The 21,002-nt window shown below is 37.7% G+C and carries 24 protein-coding genes and 1 riboswitch; of the genes, 19 read left to right on the plus strand and 5 right to left on the minus strand.

The annotated features are described in order from the left end of the window. Positions 1 to 181 precede the first annotated feature (181 nt). From CEF17_RS01105 to CEF17_RS01125, 5 genes are all read left to right on the plus strand, one after another. Entirely contained in the window at positions 182 to 802 is a 621-nt protein-coding gene (locus CEF17_RS01105) for a helix-turn-helix transcriptional regulator (RefSeq protein WP_100397933.1), read from the plus strand. Positions 803 to 827: 25 nt separating this feature from the next. Then, positions 828 to 980 (plus strand): YvrJ family protein, encoded by a 153-nt coding sequence (locus CEF17_RS01110; protein ID WP_100397934.1) that lies wholly within the window; start codon positions 828 to 830, stop codon positions 978 to 980. Beyond that, complete coding sequence (locus tag CEF17_RS01115; protein WP_100397935.1) at positions 973 to 1,206, plus strand: helix-turn-helix domain-containing protein; 234 nt, start codon at positions 973 to 975, stop codon at positions 1,204 to 1,206. The genes CEF17_RS01110 and CEF17_RS01115 overlap by 8 nt, the downstream gene beginning before the upstream one ends. 147 nt (positions 1,207 to 1,353) lie before the next feature. Then, positions 1,354 to 3,345: a peptidoglycan D,D-transpeptidase FtsI family protein gene (locus CEF17_RS01120; RefSeq protein WP_232725381.1), complete on the plus strand. Its 1,992-nt coding sequence runs from the start codon at positions 1,354 to 1,356 to the stop codon at positions 3,343 to 3,345. Between the two features lie 261 nt (positions 3,346 to 3,606). Next, positions 3,607 to 3,804, plus strand: coding sequence for a cold shock domain-containing protein (locus CEF17_RS01125; protein WP_054637248.1), 198 nt, complete (start codon positions 3,607 to 3,609; stop codon positions 3,802 to 3,804). 48 nt (positions 3,805 to 3,852) lie between these two features. Here the strand turns inward: CEF17_RS01125 and CEF17_RS01130 are convergent, their stop codons facing one another. Continuing rightward, positions 3,853 to 4,368, minus strand: a complete 516-nt coding sequence (locus CEF17_RS01130) for a cupin domain-containing protein (protein WP_232725382.1) — start codon at positions 4,366 to 4,368, stop codon at positions 3,853 to 3,855. A 147-nt stretch (positions 4,369 to 4,515) separates the two neighbouring features. Here CEF17_RS01130 and CEF17_RS01135 point away from each other — a divergent pair, with 147 nt between their 5' ends. From CEF17_RS01135 to CEF17_RS01155, 6 genes are all read left to right on the plus strand, one after another. Further along, positions 4,516 to 4,836: a DUF2325 domain-containing protein gene (locus CEF17_RS01135; RefSeq protein ID WP_100397938.1), complete on the plus strand. Its 321-nt coding sequence runs from the start codon at positions 4,516 to 4,518 to the stop codon at positions 4,834 to 4,836. Positions 4,837 to 4,862: 26 nt separating this feature from the next. Beyond that, entirely contained in the window at positions 4,863 to 5,342 is a 480-nt protein-coding gene (locus tag CEF17_RS01140; RefSeq protein WP_100397939.1) for a hypothetical protein, read from the plus strand. 222 nt (positions 5,343 to 5,564) lie between these two features. Beyond that, a complete protein-coding gene (locus CEF17_RS01145; protein WP_100397940.1) occupies positions 5,565 to 5,891 on the plus strand; it encodes a helix-turn-helix domain-containing protein in 327 nt (108 codons plus the stop codon). A gap of 149 nt (positions 5,892 to 6,040) precedes the next feature. Then, positions 6,041 to 6,940: a diacylglycerol/lipid kinase family protein gene (locus CEF17_RS01150; RefSeq protein ID WP_100397941.1), complete on the plus strand. Its 900-nt coding sequence runs from the start codon at positions 6,041 to 6,043 to the stop codon at positions 6,938 to 6,940. A gap of 499 nt (positions 6,941 to 7,439) precedes the next feature. Then, positions 7,440 to 7,589: a hypothetical protein gene (locus tag CEF17_RS20225; protein WP_198509028.1), complete on the plus strand. Its 150-nt coding sequence runs from the start codon at positions 7,440 to 7,442 to the stop codon at positions 7,587 to 7,589. Positions 7,590 to 7,696: 107 nt separating this feature from the next. Then, a riboswitch (cyclic di-GMP riboswitch) is annotated at positions 7,697 to 7,779 on the plus strand. 37 nt (positions 7,780 to 7,816) lie between these two features. Continuing rightward, complete coding sequence (locus CEF17_RS01155) at positions 7,817 to 7,942, plus strand: anti-repressor SinI family protein (protein WP_100397942.1); 126 nt, start codon at positions 7,817 to 7,819, stop codon at positions 7,940 to 7,942. A gap of 218 nt (positions 7,943 to 8,160) precedes the next feature. On the opposite strand, the gene CEF17_RS01160 is transcribed toward CEF17_RS01155, so the two are convergent. Both CEF17_RS01160 and CEF17_RS01165 read right to left on the minus strand, forming a co-directional pair. After that, on the minus strand, positions 8,161 to 8,511 hold the full coding sequence (locus CEF17_RS01160) for a helix-turn-helix domain-containing protein (RefSeq protein ID WP_100397943.1): 351 nt from the start codon (positions 8,509 to 8,511) through the stop codon (positions 8,161 to 8,163). Positions 8,512 to 9,029: 518 nt separating this feature from the next. After that, the gene (locus CEF17_RS01165) at positions 9,030 to 9,266 is read right to left on the minus strand and encodes a hypothetical protein (RefSeq protein ID WP_100397944.1); all 237 of its coding nucleotides are present in this window, start codon (positions 9,264 to 9,266) and stop codon (positions 9,030 to 9,032) included. Positions 9,267 to 9,438: 172 nt separating this feature from the next. Here CEF17_RS01165 and nhaC point away from each other — a divergent pair, with 172 nt between their 5' ends. The 4 genes from nhaC (at position 9,439) to cls (ending at position 13,374) form a co-directional block, all read left to right on the plus strand. Beyond that, positions 9,439 to 10,827 carry a Na+/H+ antiporter NhaC gene (gene nhaC, locus CEF17_RS01170; RefSeq protein ID WP_100397945.1) on the plus strand — a complete coding sequence of 463 codons (1,389 nt, stop codon included), beginning with the start codon at positions 9,439 to 9,441 and terminating at the stop codon, positions 10,825 to 10,827. A 234-nt stretch (positions 10,828 to 11,061) separates the two neighbouring features. Then, positions 11,062 to 11,463 carry a hypothetical protein gene (locus CEF17_RS01175; RefSeq protein WP_100397946.1) on the plus strand — a complete coding sequence of 134 codons (402 nt, stop codon included), beginning with the start codon at positions 11,062 to 11,064 and terminating at the stop codon, positions 11,461 to 11,463. Between the two features lie 132 nt (positions 11,464 to 11,595). Next, on the plus strand, positions 11,596 to 11,730 hold the full coding sequence (locus tag CEF17_RS20795; protein WP_269799433.1) for a hypothetical protein: 135 nt from the start codon (positions 11,596 to 11,598) through the stop codon (positions 11,728 to 11,730). 195 nt (positions 11,731 to 11,925) lie between these two features. Further along, complete coding sequence (gene cls, locus CEF17_RS01180; protein ID WP_100397947.1) at positions 11,926 to 13,374, plus strand: cardiolipin synthase; 1,449 nt, start codon at positions 11,926 to 11,928, stop codon at positions 13,372 to 13,374. A 7-nt stretch (positions 13,375 to 13,381) separates the two neighbouring features. On the opposite strand, the gene CEF17_RS01185 is transcribed toward cls, so the two are convergent. Continuing rightward, complete coding sequence (locus CEF17_RS01185) at positions 13,382 to 13,561, minus strand: SE1832 family protein (RefSeq protein ID WP_054637259.1); 180 nt, start codon at positions 13,559 to 13,561, stop codon at positions 13,382 to 13,384. Between the two features lie 152 nt (positions 13,562 to 13,713). Then, positions 13,714 to 15,549, minus strand: coding sequence for a DNA ligase D (locus CEF17_RS01190; protein ID WP_100397948.1), 1,836 nt, complete (start codon positions 15,547 to 15,549; stop codon positions 13,714 to 13,716). Between the two features lie 130 nt (positions 15,550 to 15,679). Between CEF17_RS01190 and ku the strand changes: the two genes are divergently transcribed. From ku to CEF17_RS01210, 4 genes are all read left to right on the plus strand, one after another. Further along, complete coding sequence (gene ku, locus CEF17_RS01195; RefSeq protein WP_100397949.1) at positions 15,680 to 16,513, plus strand: non-homologous end joining protein Ku; 834 nt, start codon at positions 15,680 to 15,682, stop codon at positions 16,511 to 16,513. Between the two features lie 160 nt (positions 16,514 to 16,673). Further along, a complete protein-coding gene (locus CEF17_RS01200; protein ID WP_100397950.1) occupies positions 16,674 to 18,536 on the plus strand; it encodes a sigma-54-dependent Fis family transcriptional regulator in 1,863 nt (620 codons plus the stop codon). 121 nt (positions 18,537 to 18,657) lie between these two features. Next, positions 18,658 to 19,941, plus strand: coding sequence for a four-carbon acid sugar kinase family protein (locus tag CEF17_RS01205; RefSeq protein WP_269799469.1), 1,284 nt, complete (start codon positions 18,658 to 18,660; stop codon positions 19,939 to 19,941). Next, a complete protein-coding gene (locus tag CEF17_RS01210) occupies positions 19,938 to 20,975 on the plus strand; it encodes a TRAP transporter substrate-binding protein (protein ID WP_100397952.1) in 1,038 nt (345 codons plus the stop codon). Before CEF17_RS01205 ends, CEF17_RS01210 begins: the two co-directional genes overlap by 4 nt. Positions 20,976 to 21,002: the final 27 nt, after the last annotated feature.

Here is a 21,002-nt window from a genome sequence, read left to right on the forward strand (position 1 = left end):
TTCGATACCTTCGGAATAACAGGGCTTTTTTTGCATCCAGCTTCGTCGGCAAACTATTCCCATGTCTTTAGCCCTTTGAAAAATAAAAAACCTTAAAATAAAATAAGAACACATGTTCCCTTTAAAGTTGTAATTTTTATTGGGAAATGACTTTTAATTAGTAAAGAGAGGTGGTGATAAGATGAAAGAACAATCATGTGCAAGCTGCAAAGAAGCATGCGAAAAATGGCTGACCTTTCAATACAAATACCAAAATGCATTTAAAAATCCCGTGTTTAAATCTTTCATAAATGACATCGAGAGATGGGAGCTTTTGAGGGAAGCAGTCTGTTTTCCAACAAAAGAAAATGAAAGTAATTTAAATAAGGAATTTCAGCTTCATTATGGTGAGATTCGTTTTATTAAATATTTATCCAAATGCATTTATTGGACAGCTCTGGGTCACGGAAAGAAAGAAAAGCAGCACCGAGAGAGGAACGCATTATATTTGCTTCAGAAGGCTGGTCAAGAAGAAGACGGTGAGCTTTTGCTCATAGACTTTGTAAAGGATGAAAATGCGGAGGATGACCAGCGTGTATTTGATTATTCAAAGAATCTGGATGACGCAATATCCTCCCCTTCTTTAATAGAAGGACTGTCGAAATTGAAAAAACAAGAGAAACTTGTGCTGCGAGATTATTATGCATATGGATATACCGATAAAGAAATTGCAAAAAGGCTGAGTGTTTCTCAACAGGCAATCTCAAAAAAGAGAAATAGGATATTAAAAAAATTAAAGGTCTCAATTAAAGGGGGTTGTTAGTATTGGGGTGGTTGAGGAGGTTCCTATGCTCATCCATGCACTCGCCAACTTCGGCTTTCCCATCATTGTATCGTTGTTCTTGCTGTTGCGTCTTGAACACCGTTTATTAAAATGGGAAGCAGCAATGTATGAATTGAGAGCTGATATTCGAAAGGAAGGAGATAAGAAAAATGACTGAAATCTATCGTCTAGTAGAAAAAGCACAAAAAAGTGACCAAGAAGCTATACAACAAATTATATATCGCTTTGAGCCAAAAATAAAAAGTTCACTAAGGCTTATCCCCTTTCAACAAAGAGAGGATGTAAACCAGGAGATCGTAATAAAAATGATAGAAGTGATTCAAAAGGAAGATATTGAGAGAGTCCCAGGCTTCAAAGAATTCCTTAACACTATTTCTCTTTAATCGGCAAAAAAGAGGGAAAGATATGCTCTTTTCTTTTCCTCGTACATAAAATAGAGACCTATCTAACAACAAATAGTAGAAAAATGTTAAAATAAGCCGAGAAATGGAAAAAAAGGAGGTATTACGTTGAAGGTCTGCCGTTTTCTGATGTTTACTATTCTAATAGTGTTATGCGCAGCGTGCTCAGAGGAAGTACCTGATCCTGAGTCTTTTTTAAATGATTATATTCATGCCCATGAAACATATGAGTATGAGGAAATCTATGAATTAATAAATGGCAGCAATGAATTAGTGTTAACAGAAGATGAATTTACTGCCTATGCAAGTAACATACATACGAGTATTGAGCAACAGGATCTATCTTTTACTTATGAAAGCCACGAACTGGAAGACGATGAGCTGAGAGAAATGGAAAGTCTGACCTACCCCGTAATTATTACTATGGAGACAATAGCTGGAGACCTTTCTTACGAGAGTGAAGTGACCCTTGTAAAGGAAGAGGGAGATGAGGGTATATCCTGGCTTGTTGACTGGGATTATGAACATTTGTTTTTAGGCCTTGCATCAGAAAAGGAGCGGGTGAAAGCTGAGATTGAAACCCCTGACAGGGGAGAAATCCTTGACAGAAATGGAAATGGGCTTGCTGTAAATGGTGAGGTGGCCAGCGTGTATGTCGTGCCTGAACGGATGGAAGATCAAGACCAAGGAATTCAAGAGCTGGCAGGTATTCTTGACCTTACAGAGGAAAGAATTGAGGAACTGTTAAATCAAAGCTGGGTAGAGGACCATTTAAGTGTCCCCATAAAAGACATACCTGTAGAAGATGACCGTGAAAGTGAATTATTAGATATTCCGGGCGTTGGAATTACTAGGGAAGAAGGAAGAGAGTATCCAATGGGAGAAATGGCTGCCCATGTAACTGGATATACTGGAGGAATTACTGCTGAGGAATTAGAAGAAAGCGAATGGAAAGGATACCACGAAAACTCAAGAATTGGTAAATCCGGTCTAGAAGCGGTATGGGAAGAAGAACTTCGGGGAGAAGTCGGAGCAAGGATTAAAATCCTCAATGAAAATGACGAAGTCAAAGAGGCTGTTTTAAAGAAAGAGGCAGAAGCAGGGGAGACCTTTGAATTGAGTGTGGATACTTCTTTGCAAAAGCAGCTATCGGAAAGTCTGGAAGGAGAAACAGGCACGGGAGTTATTATGAATCCTGCAACGGGAGAAGTATTAGCTATGTACAATACACCATCCTATGATCCCAACCTCATGAGTCTCGGTGTTAGCAGCGAGCAGTGGGAAGAGTGGCAGGAAAATGAAGATGAACCTTTTTTAAACCGGTTTGGCCAGCGTTATTCACCCGGTTCAGTATTTAAACCTGTGACAGCAGCCATAGGCATTGAAGAAGGAACCTTGCATCCTGATGAAGTAATAACCATTGAAGGTGAACACTGGCAGGAAAGAGAAGATTGGGGAAGCTATCGTGTAACGAGAGTGAATGAGGATATAGAGGAAGTCGATTTACGCCGGGCAATGCTTTACTCTGATAACATTTATTTTGCTCAGCAAGCATTAAGAATAGGTGAAGAGGCTTTTCAAGACCGTATAGAAGACTTTGCATTTGAAGAAACTCTTTCTTTCGAGTATCCGGTATATTCTTCAAGACTTTCAAATGATGAAATAGATGCCGAAGCCTTATTGTCAGACACAGGGTATGGGCAAGGAGAAGTACTGACAAACCCAGTGCACCTTTCAGCTGTTTATACAGCCTTTCTTCACGAAGGAAGCATGGTTGAACCAACATTGCTTAAAAGAGATGACGGGAGATACTGGAAGGAAGATATTATATCTCCAACAACAGCTGAAACCATTTTGAATTCTTTAATTGCTGTGGTGGAAGACTCAGGTGGAACCGCCCATGATATTTATGAAGAGGGTATATCTCTGGCAGGTAAAACCGGCACTGCTGAATTAAAACAATCCCTCGACGATGAAGATGGGGAGCAGTTAGGCTGGTTTGTCGGGTTTGATTATGAAGATGAAGACATTATGGTAACCATGATGCTTGAGCAAGTAGAAGGTCGTGGTGGAAGCGGCTATGTTGTCCCTCTTGCTAAAGATTTCTTCAGCGAACGATAGAAAACGAGGAAATCCATCTCAGTAGAATACAGGGGAATAAGTGAAGTCGAAATCCCGTAACCCTTGGCATAAGGAGGGTTCATCAACATTAAAAATTTTCCAGTTGAGTTTGCAATCGCTTCCTTCGTGTGATACATTTAAGAAGGCGAAAGTGAGTAACATCGTAAAACAGTTTTTATCGGCCTCAGTAAGGACGTAAAAAGATTTGTTTTCCTGGTATTCACTGAAGCAATTTTTTTATTATCTAAGGAGGCCGTTAACATGACTGGCAAAGTAAAATGGTTTAATTCTGAAAAAGGTTTTGGATTTATTGAGCGCGAAGGCGGAGACGATGTATTCGTCCATTTTTCAGCTATTCAATCTGAAGGATTCAAAACTTTAGATGAAGGACAAGAGGTTGAATTTGAGATCGTTGAAGGACAACGTGGACCACAAGCTGCTAACGTAGTTCGTGTATAATCTAAATAATAAAAGCAGAGGATGTCTTGAATACCAAGACATCCTTTTTTAATCTTGATGCCACCGCTCAATTAGAGGTCCATCCTTTCCAAAGACTGGATCTGCCTTCGGTAGTTTTACATCTTTTATATTATTCCACACTTCCTGACTTACAGGATCTTTCTGCGTTTTCATATCATAATCTTTTCCATCTGGATAAGCCCCCACTACTTCAAAATCCGTACTTGCTTTCAGCTTTTTATGCCCGCATCCAGCAGGGAGAATCACAACATCTCCTCTTTTTACGTGCATCTCTTCCCCGTGTTCTCCACCAAACATAATAGCAGCTGTGCCTTTTTGTACTCCCAGGACCTCATGTGAATTGCTGTGATAATGGTGATAAGGGAGAACACTGCCTGTCCAGCTGTTCCTCCAATTATTTCTCTCGAAAATTTCCATAATGCTGTCATCTTCGTCTAACACCATCGGGTAATAGAGCAAAGGCAGTTTAGGATTGTTAGGGATCTTGCCGTCCTCGTTAAAAAAAACTGCTTTCACTTGAAAGTCATGTAAAGAATAAACCAATGTTATTCCTCCTTGGAAGAAAGAGTAAGGTAATAATTTAATTCCTCTAATAGGCAGCAATAAAACCAAACAATTAATTGACATTGATAATCTTTATCAATTAGAATGTAATTGAGAATAGATTTCATTTGAAGGAGAGTGAGAAGCGTGGAGGCTTTAATGATTGTAGGTGCAGATCGATTAGGTGCCATCCCTGACCATTTGCAAAAGCTGGGAGTTAAAAACATCATACATATTAATGGGAGAAAGGTTAAGCAAGTGCAAAGAGAAATACCGGAGCACGTCGAATTAATTCTTGTCTTAACAGACTTTATTAACCACAACTTATCTAAAAAACTGAAAGAGAAAGCAAGTAAACAATCTGTGCCAGTTTGTTATGCCAAACGGTCCTGGTGTTCGATATATAAAGCTCTTTCTCATTGTGATTCCTTTTGTGAGCAATGCCCCCTGATGAAGGAAAAGCGGTGAAATAACAAAAGTGGAGGTAAAAGGATATGAGGAGAACGGATCTGGTTTTAGATACACATCTTACGGAACTCTCTATTCAAACAGCTGCTGAATGCATAATAGAAACAATACTGGACAACCAAAAAACATCGATAAACAAAGTACTTTACACCATTAATTTTTATTGGAAGCAGATCCCTTCTGCTTGTTTTTCAAGTCATAAAGCCTACTTCCTTACCACAGCTGCCTTCACTGATAATATGCTGAATTTTTTGCCGATTCTCTACACCATTCATATATCAAAAAAACTAAAGCTAAATGAAGAAGTAACCTTATATATAGAAGACAATACCCATAATATTTCTCAAAAAGAAGCGTGGTTATTTATAGGGGATAAAAGAGAAGTAACTAAAGCTCTCCTGATAAAGGCAGAAAACGTAATGAAAAAAGAGTGTAATGGAGAAGAATGGAAGCTGAATATAATTATGTTAGCCACTGGCAGACATTTAAAAAAATCATACAGGTAATTATTGTTAGGGGAGAGCAGAAAACTAGTTTTCTGCTTTTTTGGTGTATGTAAAGATATATTGAAATAATTGTGCTATATTAAAAAATAAGACTTACAAATAATTGGTAAGGTATCCCTTTTTACTAGGTCTTTCTTGGCTTTTTTGTTCACTATAACATACATATATCATTTCGATGGTATAATATAAAACATGACTAGATATATAAAGGAGACTAGAAGGATGATTGGTGACCGCGTTAAAAAATATCGGTTAGAAAGGAACCTTTCATTAACAGAGCTTGCTGAAAAAGCAGGCGTTGCCAAGTCATATTTAAGCGCAATAGAAAGGAACATCCAAACTAACCCTTCCATTCAGTTTTTGGAAAAAATTTCTAAACAATTAAACATTCCAATAGATTTTTTACTCAAGGAAGAGACAGAGGAAATGGAACAAGAGCTTGATAGTGAGTGGATGAAGCTTGTTCAGGAGGCAATGGAATCTGGTGTGTCTAAAGAAGAATTTAAAGATTTTTTAGAATTCAATAAATGGAAGATCAATAACCAATAACACTTTATACCCCAGTTTTGGGTATAAAGTGTTTTTTTATTATATCAAGGGGGAAAATGAGTAATCCCCAGTTTATTTACGATATACTGGTATGACCTTAATAATATTACCAATGAATAAAGAATACTCCTAGAAAGTGAGTGGAGGTTATGTTTAAAAAAGCCCTGCTTGTGTATAAAGGGAACGTAAGTGAAAAAGAAATAGGAAATGAGCTTAACGAAGCGATCTCCACCTTCATGCTCCATATAAAAGAACTGGTCATTGTTAAAACAGAAGAAGAAGGAGAGGGAGAAGAAATATGCAAGGCGCATGGAAACGAGGTTGACCTTGTACTGATTTATGGGGGAGATGGCACTGTTCATGAATGTCTCAATGGCTTAAAGGAAATTAACCCTTCTCCTGTGATCGGAGTGCTGCCAGGCGGGACGGCTAATGACTTCTCCAGATCTTTGAACGTTCCTCAAAATATAAAAAAAGCTGCTGAAGCGTTAATGAATGACAGCAAGCCTATAAATATAGATGTTGGACAGGCAGATGATCGGATATTTACTAATTTTCTAGGGGTGGGGCTGGTATCAGATACCTCGGAAAGTGTTAATGAAAATATAAAAAATATGTTTGGTAAAGCTGGTTATTACTTAAGTGCATTCCAGCATTTAACAGAGGGAAATACTTTTTCTTTTGTTTTAAAGCATGGTGAGAAAGTAGTTGAAGACGAAGCTGTGATGATACTGATGGCTAATGGAAAGTATCTTGGCGGACAGGAAATTCCAGGAGGCTCGATAAGTCCTGCTGATGGTCTACTTGATGTTTTTATTGTATATGAGGCAGGACTCCCGCTATTAAAGGATTTCCTTGTTGCAAAAAGAACCTTTGAATGGAACCAGGATAAATCACAGGTCGTACATTTTCAGGCTTCTTCGCTGCATTTAGATACCTCTGTTCCTCAAAAGATAGACATGGACGGTGAAATTTATGCTGAGACACCGGTGGAAATCAAGGTCATATCAAAACAATTTTCTTTCTTAGTAGGAAACTCCCGAAGATAAGGAAATGAGCTTTATAAATGCTGTTGAGAAAGTTCTCTCAGCAGCCTATTTGTGCAGGCATTAGGCATCAAATGGTGGTCTGGATCCCAGAGTAGATATGTAATCACGTACCAGTTTTTCACAGAGTTCTTCAATTGAGGTTCTTTGGCCTTTGCAGGAAAGTTGGGCCTTTAAGGGCCTGTAACAGTGCTTTTTACCCTGGCGCGGGGGAGAAAGGGTTTCTTTAAAACCGATAAGCTGTCAAGTATTGCTAGCAAAAAAGTTGGTATAAAGAGGAATATTGTTAGAAAAAGAAAATAAAAAAACATTTTAGGCGACAGCTTTCTACAGAAATTACATAAAGGACCACTGTATAGTATGAAGTATCCAAGAACATAGGAGTGCGTCAAAAGTTTTGATCTCTATCCAACGCTTAAATATCTCGTTAATTTATACAGTTTGTATAAGATTATCTGCTTGAAGAGGGGTCATATTTAGGAAGTAAGGATGGTGCATGAAAATGAGCAAGAATCACCTGGAAAATCAAACACCTGATAGGAGAGAGTGGATAGAGCTGCTTGTAAAGGCCAGGGACAAAGGGCATACCGTAGAAGAAGTGAGGAAGTTTTTACACTCACTTCCGGTGGAGGAGAAGAAGATGATGATGTAAGTGATAGCCACCCTAAAGATAGAGTAGAAAAAAGTGTTTACGTAGGACAATGTTTTTCTGACTGATACGCTCTTTTGAAAACGAGAATCCAGATGTTACAGGATGTGCTGAAGACAAGGCATCCCTGTTGAAAAGCAGGTGCGCAAAGTCACAGGTCTAAGGTGTTTACTAGGATGGCTGGGCTGCCTAAGCACTCAAATATTTCTTATATTTGAGGTGGTGCTGAAATGAATAGTAAAGCTAATACAAAAATTGACAAAGAATGGGTCTTTTTGATCCAGGAAGCATTGTCTCAAGGAGTGACACCTGAAGAAATAAGAGCATTTTTCAGACGTAAATCGAAACTGGATTAAGAATGAAATACTCTCTTATACTGATCAATAAGGCCTATGTCCGGTGTTGCCGGGCACAGGTCTTATTCTATTCTATTTGTCTTCAGTGTATTGAAACCAAAAAAGGCTGTTTTCAAAAGGATTACTTTTGAAAACAGCCCCAGGTAAAAAAAGAATTTTTCAGGACAACAAGTCTGAAACCAGGATTCCAGTAGCTTTGTGACTAAAAAAATGAACCATTATCTCTTATCTTTTTCACTACTCCATTCTTTGTATTTCACAAAATCCTGAAATTGCTTAAACTCTTCTTTTGTAATGCCTGACTTAATGGCTTGCTGCAGAAGCTGAAGCCATTCTTCGTCCAGGTGTTCCCCGCTATGTTCGTTGTATAGCTCTTGTTCATTTATCAATTCTTCAATAGAGAGGTCTAATACACTGGAAAGCTTTTTAAGAACATCAATAGAAGGATTCTTCTTCAGGTCTCTTTCTATATAGCTTAAATAGGATTTAGAAACCTTCGTACGGTTTGCCAACTCAGAAAGGGTTAACCCCTTTTCTTTTCTTCTGACCTTAATCTTTTCACCTATCATCTTCCCCCCTCCAGTTAGGGTGTTATTTGTTCATTATATAAAACAATTTCCTTTTTGGGAAAAAAGTAAACCAGAGAAAATTGAAGGAATATAATATATAAAGAACATATTTGTTCATTATTAGGAACAAATGAACCAATTTAACGTATTTCACGTTTTCTAATTTACAGGACAAAATTCCCGTAATAGCGAACAGAATGTATAAATAAAAAGCAAACCCTCGATAAAGGAATGATGGAAAGTAATTATCTATAGAAAGTAAGGAAGGTACTGTCTTTCATTAAAAGGCTTAATGTATTGGATCCATGCGGGATTTATTGTACAACCTGTACCGATGCAGCCATCTGCATGACTTTACTATATGGACGAAGGAGGCTTAATGCATTAAAAAAGGATCTAGTAAGAGTCTGCCCGGCAGGCAGGCTATTTTATACAAAAAACAAATGAGTGTTTTACACAGTGAATGAAAAGCAGAAAGAAAAGGACAATTAATTGTGATAAGAAAGGATATATTAAAATTAGTGGACAAGCTTGCTGGAAAAGGATAAGTGCTGCACTGGCGGGAAGGGATGGATATTATGAATATCATCAAAATAGTACTGCTTTAGTGAAAACTCGCGGTCATTATTATATTCAAGTAAAAAGATTTTTGTGTTTCCCAGACTGCAGAGAATACCAGAAGTTCCTCGTCCGTTTTTTAACGCAATCCCTACAGGTTCACCAATTAAATATTGAGCTTTTTTGTACCACTTCATTTCTTTTCACCTCTTATTGTTATCGTATGACATTTCATTAGTAAGGAGCGCCTATTCTTTAATATTTGTCTTTGTTTTTCCGTCCTGTCTTGACAAAAAAAGAATTTCCTATTATGTTTAACGTTGTGCTTCAACGCATAAAAGCGTTCAAGCAGTGATAATGGAGGTAAATATGGAAAATCAAAAACAATTGCCATCAGTTACAAGAATAGAAGCATTATTGGTCATTTTAGTTATTCTATCACTTATAGGAACGGCTCTTATCGTATTTGAGGCGCCTCCACATGTCCCTATTTTTACAGCGTTTGTATTTTTGGTTGTATATGCTTTTATAAAGAAAGCACCCTGGAAAAGGGTAGAGGAAGGGATTGTGGAAGGGGTATCATCTGGTATAATTCCTATGTTAATCTTTATGTTTATTGGCGTGCTTATCAGTATATGGATGAGTTCTGGCACTATACCTACGTTGATTCACTATAGCTTCCAAGTTGTCTCTGTGAGCTATTTTCTTCCTAGCGTATTTATTGTTACAGCCATAGTGGGAGCATGCGTAGGAAGCTCCTTTACGACAGCTTCAACGATTGGTGTTTCCTTCATGGCATTGGGAAGCCTCCTTGGCTTTGATCTAGCCATGGTGGCCGGCGCTGTAGTTTCTGGCGCTTTAGTAGGAGATAAAATGTCTCCGCTCTCAGATACGACAAATCTCGCTGCATCTGTAACAAGGGTAGATTTGTTTGAACATATTAGACATATGATCTGGACTGCAGTTCCTGCTTTTGGTGTCAGCCTGTTGTTATTCATATTAATTGGGAGAACCGAAGCAGAGGTAGAAACTGCCGGTGTAAATGAACTTATGGCTGAACTAACAGAGGTTTCCCTTATCAGCCCGATTGCTTTACTCCCTGCAGTAGTTATTATTCTTCTGGCTATAAAGAGAACTCCAGCTTTGCCGACAATGTTAGCAGGGATTGCAGCTGCCTTTCTTATTGCTTTAATTATGCAGCCGCAATATACGATCGAAAACTATATTTCATTCATTCAGGATGGCTACACAGCTGAATCAGGAAATGAACAAATTGATGCCTTGCTCACAAGAGGCGGTATTCAAGACATGATGTGGCCTCTTTCACTATTAGTATTAACATTAAGTATGGGTGGCTTATTAAATAAACTCGGTATCATTGAAAAGCTTCTTGAAACCATTCGGGCTTTAGTGGCTTCAACCGGGCGTCTCGTATTATCAACCGTGGTTACAGGAATGGGAATTAATATAACTCTTGGGGAGCAATACATGTCAGTGATTCTGACTGGGAAAGCTTATGAAAAACAGTATGAAGAACTTGGGCTAAAGAGAAAAAACCTCTCAAGAGCGTTAGAAAACGGAGGGACTGTAATAAATGCTTTAATTCCTTATGGAGTAAGTGGGGTGTTTATGGCAAGTGTTCTTGAGGTGGATGTGCTGAGTTATTTACCTTACGCGTTCTTTTGTTTGCTTTGCCCTATAATAGCCGTCATATATGGTTTTACCGGTTTAACTATGGAAAAAACGGAAGAAAAGTAATGAAGCAAAGGCTCCTGGGATATAACAGGAGCCTTTTATTATCAGCAAAAAATATTTGGTTGTTAAAAAAGGATTTCTCACAAGTGAATAGAGTGTTTTCTTTAGCAATCAGCAATTATAAACCGTGATGATACCAGTAAAAAGAAAAGTAAAGGATAAATACAGGATATTTCATGTTTTATCTCTGTTAGTTATATACTTACCATAAAGAATATAGAAAAAGGAGGGAACAAGATGCTAATAACAATGGAAGATGAACTTATTTATATTTATTTTCAAGGAAAAGCTTCAAAAGACCTCCCTATAGGTACTTATCCAGATGTAAATGGCTACCTCCTTTATTCGGAAGACAATAAATGGTTGGGATACCGGCTCATGAGAACCGTTAGAGACCATGAGTCTATTACTATTCCAAAGATAAAAAAGATTGACTATCCACTTTTCAGTGGAAGTGTGGAAGATGCAGAACGATATGTAGAATTGAAATTCGATAAGGATACCCCAATAAAGGAAATGCATGAACAAGAATGTCTTGTTGACTTTAATGAATATGGGATATTCGGTATTGAAATCATTAGAAAACCAGAGAATCCCCAGGGGAAAGATGAATTAGTAAAGTATTTTATCGAACCTTAAAAGAGACTGAACTCAAGTCAATGGAATAACAAGAAGAATATTTTAGAAAGTGAGGAAAAAAAGAATAGTACGATGGGCTTTTATCAACTATAATAATGAAGGGCAAAAGTATTAGTAAGGGAGAGAAGTGCTTTGTTTCAACGCATTCTTGTTGGTTTTCTTTTCGCACTTGTGGCAGTCTTTGTTGTTATTTATGTAAATGATTCACCTGATTCCTATTCTATAGACGGTGATACAAAGATAGAGACATTCGAACTAACTGAATAATCCTGTAACTCAAAGCCTTGCTTATCTGGAGACCTGGATATCAAGGCTATTTTATTATGTTTAGCTTTTTCTATGAATATACTATCAAGAAAGAAAAAAAGGGAATGATCAAATGGCTATATATATATAGTTGTAAATGATAAAATATGGGGGTTGAGGAATAAAAAACCTACCATTAAAAGGCAGGGATAGTATATGGATATAGTAACAATTTTATTAGGGATTCTCTATTTATTAAATATTATCTTTGCAGCTGTGGTTATCTTCATAGAAAGAAGAGATGCTGGGGCCACTTGGGCCTGGGTACTGATTCTTTTCTTTGTCCCAGTGGCTGGATTTATTTTGTACCTTATCTTCGGCCAGAACTTAAGCCGAAAAAGATTGTTTGACTGGGATGATATTAAGAAAATAGGGATAGAGGACCTAATTAACAATCAAACAGCTAACATCCGAAATCCTGATTTCTTCTTTAAAGAATCATACGTTAATGATTATCGAAACCTTATCTACATGCATTTGATAAATAATGATGCTGTCTTAACAGAAGGGAACAGCGTTGATATTTTTTTGGATGGAGAAGAAAAGTTCGCTTCTCTTTTAAAAGATATTGAACAGGCAAAAGACCACATTCATCTTCAATATTATATCTTTCGTAATGATGGACTGGGAGGACAGATCATCGATGCCCTAGCAAAAAAGGCAGAAGAAGGGGTAAAGGTACGCGTTTTATATGATGACATGGGATCTAGGCTCCTTACGAAAAAAGATTTTAAAGCGATGACACAAGCTGGTGGGGAAGTGGGGATTTTCTTTCCGTCGCGCATCCCGTTTATTAACCTTCGCTTAAACTATAGAAATCACCGAAAGCTTGTTATTATTGATGGGGAAATTGGTTATGTCGGAGGGTTTAACGTTGGGGATGAATATTTAGGGCTAAGTAAGAAATTTGGTTATTGGCGTGATACTCACTTGAAGCTCAAAGGTGAGGCTGTAAATGCGATTCAAACCAGGTTCATTCTGGATTGGAACCAGGCATCCAAGAGTGCTTCAATTAATTATCAAGATCGGTATTTTCCCCCAAAAAAACCAGCAGGGGATGTAGCTGCCCAAATTGTTTCTAGCGGACCGGATTCTGAATGGGAGCAAATAAAAAATGGGTATATTAAAATGATTCATTCCGCCCGCAAATCTATATATATTCAGACACCGTATTTCATCCCCGATGCAAGCTTACTTGACACTTTAAGAATCGCTGCACTCTCTGGAAAAGATGTATCTATTATGATTCCAAATAAACCTGATCACCCATTTGTATATTGGGCTACATACTCCTATATATTTGAGATGCTTAAAGCTGGGGCCAGGGTTTTTATTTATGAAAAAGGATTTATTCATGCGAAAACACTTGTTGTGGATGGAAAGGTAAGCTCTGTTGGCACGGCAAATATAGACGTGAGAAGTTTTCGGCTTAATTTTGAAGTAAATGCTTTTTTATACAATGCTCAAACGTCAAAAGAACTTGCCTTAGCCTTTGAAAATGACATTAAAGACTCCAGGGAATTAACAAAGGAACTCTATGCTAAAAGATCAGTCTGGATTAAGTTTAAAGAGTCCATCGCAAGACTGCTTTCACCAATACTATAGACTTGTATTAAATAAGAGCAGTCAGTTTATGATTTAGGTCAGTCAGCTCTTGTTCAATTTCAGTGAGCTGGCTTTCGGCCTTTTCCACACCACGTCCTACGGATTCCAACTTTTCAATATCTCCTTGCACCCTTATGTAATCTACCTTCAACATTTGAATTCTGTCTTCAATTTCTTTTCTACTCATATAACTTTCCCTCCCTATAATATTTGTCATACCCTTTGAAGTTATCATAGGGAGGATAGATTCACAATAAAAGATTGAACGATTGCAAGGTAAAAAAAGAGAGATTATTTCCCGAGAAATATGTCAAAAGACCACAAAGGATGAAGCTTATTTTAAAAGACATGGCCTGTTGACTTCAAATCGGTAATGATTTTTTTTAATGAGCTGTTATTTGTTTCGAAAAAATGAGAAAAGGGGCACCCTTGTCTCTTTATTCTTTGTATGACTTTCTCCATGGTAAAGCTTTCTACATCAAGTCCTTCTTCAACTTCCTCCCAAAAAAGGGGAGCAGCCACAAGAGCTGATTGATTGCCTCTGAGAGAGTACGGAGCAATAATGGTTTTCCCTTTGCGATGTTGAATATAATCAACATAAAGCTTGTTACCCCTATTCTTTTTTAAGCGCTCTATGGTAAATAATTCTGGAGATTGTTTAACAAGGAATGCTGCGATAAACGAATTGAACTGTTCAGTGTCTTCCCAAGTGAAAGATTCCTTTTCTAAAGGAAGATATACTTGAAGACCTTTATTTCCTGAAAACTTCACAAAGCTTGTGAGCTGAAGGGTATCAAAGATTCTTTTTAACTCTTTCGCTGCTTTTACTGCCAAGGAAAAGAATTCCCGGGAGGGAGGGTCCAGGTCAAAAACGATTTCACTTACAAAATCTGAGTGGACTGTTTGAAAAGGCACATGATACTCGATAGCGAGCTGATTGCTTAACCATAACAATGTTTCTGCAGAGTTACAGACAATAAAAGAAGTTCCTTCATGATTAGATGTTTGTACGTACTCAGGGGCATAATCAGGGCATTGTTTTTGATAAAAGCTTTCGCCATACATTCCATGGGGGTAACGAATGACTGTAAGAAGCCTTCCCTTTAAATAGGGAAGCAGTAAAGGAGCGATCTCTCTCATATAACGAAGGTAATCCATTTTCAGGATGAGAGGAGTGCTCCACAAGGGCTTGTCTATACTGGTAACTGGGACGTTTTGAGGAAGCTGGATCTCATCTAACAGCATTTGTTCATACGTACACTCTTCAGGCTCTGAATCCAGTAAAAAACGGTTGAAATATGGTTCTCTTAGTTCCTGTTCTCCTCTCTCTAAGTAGTTAACTTCTACACAAATAGAGGGAGAAATAGCATACATATTTTTATTATGATGATAGCCGTTTTTCTTAATAATCTGGTTTAGAATCTCTTTGTCCTTCTTTCCTAACCCATGAAGAAAAGAACCAGCTTTATACACTTCTTCTCCCTTGAATACACCGATATCGTAGTACTGATTTTCTGAATTGTATCCTGTAATAAAGCATTTAACCAGACGCCAATTTTTCCATTTCACCCAGTTGTTTGAACGATTCTTCTCCCACTTGCTTTTTTTGTGTTTTGCTACAATTCCTTCGCCTTGGCATTCGAGTACCTGGTGCAGAGCTTCTTTTCGGCTCTGGGAAGGTATGGACTGGAGAAGCCTGGTAAAGGTCATTGTAGGGCATGTCGGAAAGTCTGCTTCTTGAAAAAAATCTTCCAGTTTCTTTTTTCTTTTCTCATAAGGAGAATCGGTAATCGAAGAGCCTCGGTAAATTAATAAGTCAAAAGCGAGAAAGTAAACCGGACGCAGTATTACTGCTTTTTGGATAGAATTCGCTGATCTCATTCTTCCTCTTTTTTGGACTTCTGAAAAAAGTGATTTCCCATCGTTTCCTAGAACGGAAATTTCTCCATCTAACAAAAAAGGAGAGTGGGATGTTAAAGTTTTGTCATTAGCTGACAAAAAATCAATGATCTCTGGAAATAATTTTGATAAATCTTTACCGGTTCTGCTTATGAAAGAATACTGCTTATGCGAGGACCAATGTAACTGAGCTCGAAAGCCGTCATACTTCACCTCGTAAGCCCACTGAGTGCTTTCTGGCAGGTCTTTGTAAAGGACAGGAAGCATTATCTTCATTACTAATCACCTTCAACGATAAAGTAACTGAATCATCATGATGGATGAGGATATGATATTTATTATGGATTAATGAATGGATTGATATCCTTCTGGTGCAAAATAACGCAAAAAAGAAGGGGGCGTATTTGTGCATACAATCTGGAAGGGAAGTATAAGCTTTGGACTAGTTAACATACCAATCAAACTTCATGCAGCAACAGAAAATAAAGACATCTCATTAAGGACTCTTCATAAAAAATGTCATACACCCATCAAGTATGAAAAGGTATGTCCAGTATGTGAGGAAGAAGTCAATACGGAAGAAGTTGTGAAAGGGTATGAAATTACAGATGGGAAATTTGTTGTGTTTGAGGAGAAAGAGCTTAAAGAAATAAGAAAGCCAAATGAAGAAAAAGCAGTAGAAATTGTGGATTTCATAAATATAGATGAGATCGATCCCGTCTACTTTAATAGAAGTTATTTTATGTCACCAAATGATGGAGGGGCTAAAGCATACTCTTTATTAAGGAAATCCCTTAAGGAATCCGGCCGTGTAGGCCTGGCCAAAATCATCATTCGCTCTAAAGAGCAGATGGCTGTCATCCGCGAGTACAACAATACTCTTTTAATGGAAACGATACATTTTCCCGATGAAGTCAGAAATGCAGAAGAAGTTCCTAACATTCCAGCCGAGGATAATATTACGAAAAAAGAGCTGGATACAGCCAGTTTACTAATCGATCAGCTGACAACCACATTTGAGCCAGGTAAATATGAGGACGATTACCGTAAGAAACTCCAAGAATTAATAGAAGCAAAAAGAGCCGGAAAAGATGTAGTAACTCGCACAGAAAAAGAAGAACCTTCTAACGTTACGGACTTAATGGAAGCTCTCCAAAGATCCGTAGATAAGAATAAGGAAAGTAAAACCAAAAAGAAATCAGGAAAGAAAAAGTCTACACCTAGCAAGAAAGCTCAATAAAAGAGGCCTGTGTAGTCAGGGAACAGGATCTAACATCTAAAGCGGAATAACTGATTTTTCCGTTTTAGATTTAGTCAATAAAAGAAAGCCCTTTCATATCCTGTGAAGGTGTTGTAATATGTTACTAACACATGTTGAATAATGAAACAGGGTGAAAGAAATGGAAAAAATCCTAGTCATAGCTCCCTACTCTGGGTTAGCCGATGTATTTAACGAAGTTAAGCAAGAGCATAACAAAAACATTGATATTCAAATTGGTAATCTAGAGGATGGGGTAGAGTTAGCAAAAGCAGCAGAATCAAATGGGTACAATATTATTATTAGCAGGGGAGCAACAGCAAAAATGATTCGTGAAAACTGCTCCTTACCTGTAATCAACATAAATATTACAGGATATGACATTTTGAGAACAGTGGCTCTAATGAAAGGGTATCAGGGGAAAATTGGAATCATGAGTTATTTTAATGTAATTCATGGTGCCGATTCAATAAGTAAATTGCTAGATATTGACCTTACATTTTTACCTATCAATACACAAAGTGATATAAAAAAAGAGCTTGATAAAGCTTGGAAGGATGGCGTGCAAGTAATTATTGGTGATGTAATATCAACCACTGAAGCGGAAAAGATGGGACTTCACGGTGTCTTGATTAATAGTGGAAAAGAGGCATGTATAGAAGCTATAGAAGAGGCTGAGGAAGTATTTTATTATCAAAGATTAGAAGTCAGGAAGCTGTTAACTCTTGTGAGTAACATAGAGGAAGGTGTTTTTCTAACGAGCAGATCAGGAGAATGCATACAAGCAAACTCTAAAGCATGTACTCTTTTGGGAGTGGAGCCAGACACTCTTCTGCACAAGAATATAAATAAGGTATCCTCCTTTCTGGATATTAGCCAGACATCATTACAGCAAAAGACGGAGGAATTAGAAATACCATACAATGGAAGGGCGATACATGTACGAAAGGTACCAGTTGTAGAGAAGTCAGTGGTCATTGCTGTCTTTGTGTTCGTAAAACCTTCACCTGCTGCTCTTGGAATACAAAGAAAAAGAGGAAGAGTAGTTAATTATAGCCAACCATACACTCACTTTAATCATGTCGTTGCTAACTCTGAAAAAATGAGTCATGTAATTAGCTCCGCGAAAAAATTAAGCAAATCAAACCTGCCACTTCTTATTTATGGAGAACACGGCAGTGGGAAAACAGTGTTAGCGCAAGCCATCCATAATGAAAGCTCTAGGACAGGAGGATTTGTTACGGTATCTTGTCGGGGTTCCAATGCTGAGGAACTAGATGAAATTTTATTTGGCAGGGACAAGGGTGCTTATCCTCGTTCAGGAGCGGTAGAGAGAGCAAAAGGTGGCACTTTATTTATTAAAGAAATTGGTTCTATGCCAAGCAGCCTCCAATCGAAGTTCCTAACACATGCAGGAAAAGAATTAGTATATAACTCTTCTAATGAAAGTTTCCGGATAATAGTGTCCAACACTATACCCTTAGATATTTTAGTAAATGAAGGACTATTAAATGAAAATTTGTATAGATCTTTGAAATCATTTAGTATAACTGTGCCCTCTTTAAGAGAGAGAGAAGAAGATATAAATGATTTAATTCGCTGGTTCATTGCGTCTTCCAATAAGAAGTTAGGCAAACAAATTGTAGGATTAAGTAATGAAGTGAAGACTTTTTTGCTAGAGTACGATTGGCCTGGTAACGTAACGCAATTAAAAAACATTATTTATCAAATGTGTTTGGTTAGTAACGGGCCATTTATCGAGAACACAGACGTTAAGGATATCCTGCAACAATTGGATCACAAGGAGACAAAAGCGAAAAGTTCAACAAATTCAGCAGTAAACATAACTGGTAAAACGTTAGAAGAGATTGAAAAGGAAGCTATCCTATTGGTTATGAAACTTGAAAATTTTAACCAATCTAGAGTGGCAAAAAAACTAGGAGTGAATAGGACTACTTTATGGAGGAAATTAAAAGAAATGGACATAAAGAACCAAAGTGTTTAAAAATGAAACAATTTAAAAAATAAATACTATTGAAATATTAAACATGTAAGCGTTATAATTTAGATATTCACTCAACAATCAATACCATGTTCCTAGAAAGGAGGAGCGACTTATTGAGAGTATCACAGTACTAGCAGATGATTTAACAGGAGCAAATGATACAGGGTTGCAATTCTTTGAACAAGGGTTTTCAACCAGAGTGGTAGTTAATTCGGAAAGAGCTACTCTTAAAGAGAACTGGGTAAACGTTTTAAATTTAGAGACCCGTTCGAAAAGTGAGGAAGAGGCAAGAAAATGTTTTGAGCAATTCTCAACGAAACTAATAGACTCGGAATCTATCGTTTATAAAAAAGTAGATTCTACTTTCAGGGGACATATTGGAGTAGAAATAGATGCCTTAATTGAAAAAGGAAAGTTTGATTTAGCTATTATAGCTCCATCGTACCCCGTTAATGGAAGGGTTATTAGGTCGGGAGTACAGTACGTAAAAGAAGTGCCTCTGCATGAAACCCAGTTTGCAAAAGATAAACAATTTCCTATAGAAACCTCATCGGTCAAGAAGTTATTAGAAAGTCAATCTAAACAATTAACTCGTCATGTTGGATTTGAAAGCGGTTTCTCTTTAGATGAAATACAAAAAGAGATTTATCAAGCGAAAAGAGACGGAGTAAAATTACTATCTTTTGATACAAGGGAGCAAAAAGACCTTGATTGCATTGCTGCTGCTAGTCTTGCTGTCCAAGAGAGAATTTTTTGGGTTGGATCAGCTGGCTTGGCTAATTCGTTAGCAAGGGTCTTAAAAAGCAAATTAAATTTCCATAATCCTTCATCGCAAGATAATAAGGACCTTGCTCTTGATGATGGTAGGTTCTTAGGGATTGTTGGAAGCCAAAATGAAGCAAGTAACTTACAAGTGAATTACGCAGAAAGAAGCGGGACCTCTATCACAACTCTAGACCCTCTAAGTTTGACAAAGCTAGGGTTGAAAGAGGTAGAACCTTGTTCCTTGCATGAGTTAGAACAAATTAAAGACATATCGGTATTTTCTGTCCAAACTCAAAGCAGTAATTCAGAAGAGTGGACAAAATATTTAAGCAAATACTCATATATTGGAAATCTTATTGCGAAAGGGCTTGGAACGCTAGGAAGTTATTTATTATCAAAACATAAAATTAACGGTATTTTTCTAACTGGCGGAGACATAGCTTATCAAACATGTTGTTCTGCAAATATAGATACATTAAATATTGTAGGTCGTCTAGATGAGGGCATCCCAATATGCATAGTTCCAAAAGGAGCATATAAAGGGATGATCGTTGTCACTAAGGCCGGAGGTTTTGGTAAAGAAGATTCATTATTAAAAGCTATTAATATTATAAACAACCAAGGAGGATTAGTACGATGAAAAAAAGATGGTTAGTAGGTAGTGCACTAGTACTAGGAGCTGTATCTCTGTCTGCATGTGGAGGTAATGGAGATGATGGAAACACAGAGGCAAGCGGAGACGGAAACGGAAACGGAAACGGGGAAGAAACCTATACCCTTGCAATAGGGCACACTTTAGCCGATACTTCCCATTACCAAGAAGCATTATTAGAGTTTCAGGATATGATAGAAGAGCGTAGTGATGGCAGAATTGAAGTAGAGTTATTTCCTGACAGTGCCCTTGGCGGCGAAAGAGATATGATAGAAAGCGTTCAACTTGGAAACCAAGAAATGGTATTGACTTCTACTGGTCCTATGAGTGGATTTGCTGAAGAAGTTACAGTTGTTGACTTGCCATTCCTATTCCGTGATCATGATCACGCACATGGAGTTCTGGATGGGGAAATTGGACAAGAATTACTAGAAAAGCTTGAACCAACAGGGTTAATCGGACTTGCATGGTGGGAAAATGGTTTCCGTCATGTAACAAATAGCGATGGTCCAGTAGAAACACCTGAAGACCTAGCCGGTCTTTCGCTAAGAACAATGGAAAATGATATTCATATGGATGCTTTCCGGGCTATGGACGCTGACCCAACACCTATGGCTTTTGGTGAATTGTTTACAGCACTCCAACAAGGAGTGGTTGACGGACAAGAAAATCCTATACCTGTAATTCAAACCTCTAGGTTTTATGAAGTTCAAGACTATTTGTCCCTTACAGGCCATGTATACAATCCATCAATTCTAGTTATCTCAGAAGAAGTCTACAACAGCATGCCTGAAGACTTACAAGAAATCCTCCGTGAAGTGGCTCAAGAGGGTGCTGAGTTAGAGAGAGAGATTGTTCAACGCATGGAAGAAGAGTACATTGAAAGCTTAGAAGATGAAGGTATGGAAATTATTGAAGATGTTGAGCTAGAGCCGTTTATTGATGCAGTACAGCCAGTTTACGACAAGTATAGTGACGTGTTTGGAGAAGACCTTATTGAGTCAATTCAAAATCACGAGTAAGGAAAAGGGAAGAAATTGTGGGGCGAG

It is taken from the genome of Bacillus sp. FJAT-44742 (assembly GCF_002797315.1).
Classification (GTDB): domain Bacteria; phylum Bacillota; class Bacilli; order Bacillales; family Marinococcaceae; genus Thalassorhabdus; species Thalassorhabdus alkalitolerans.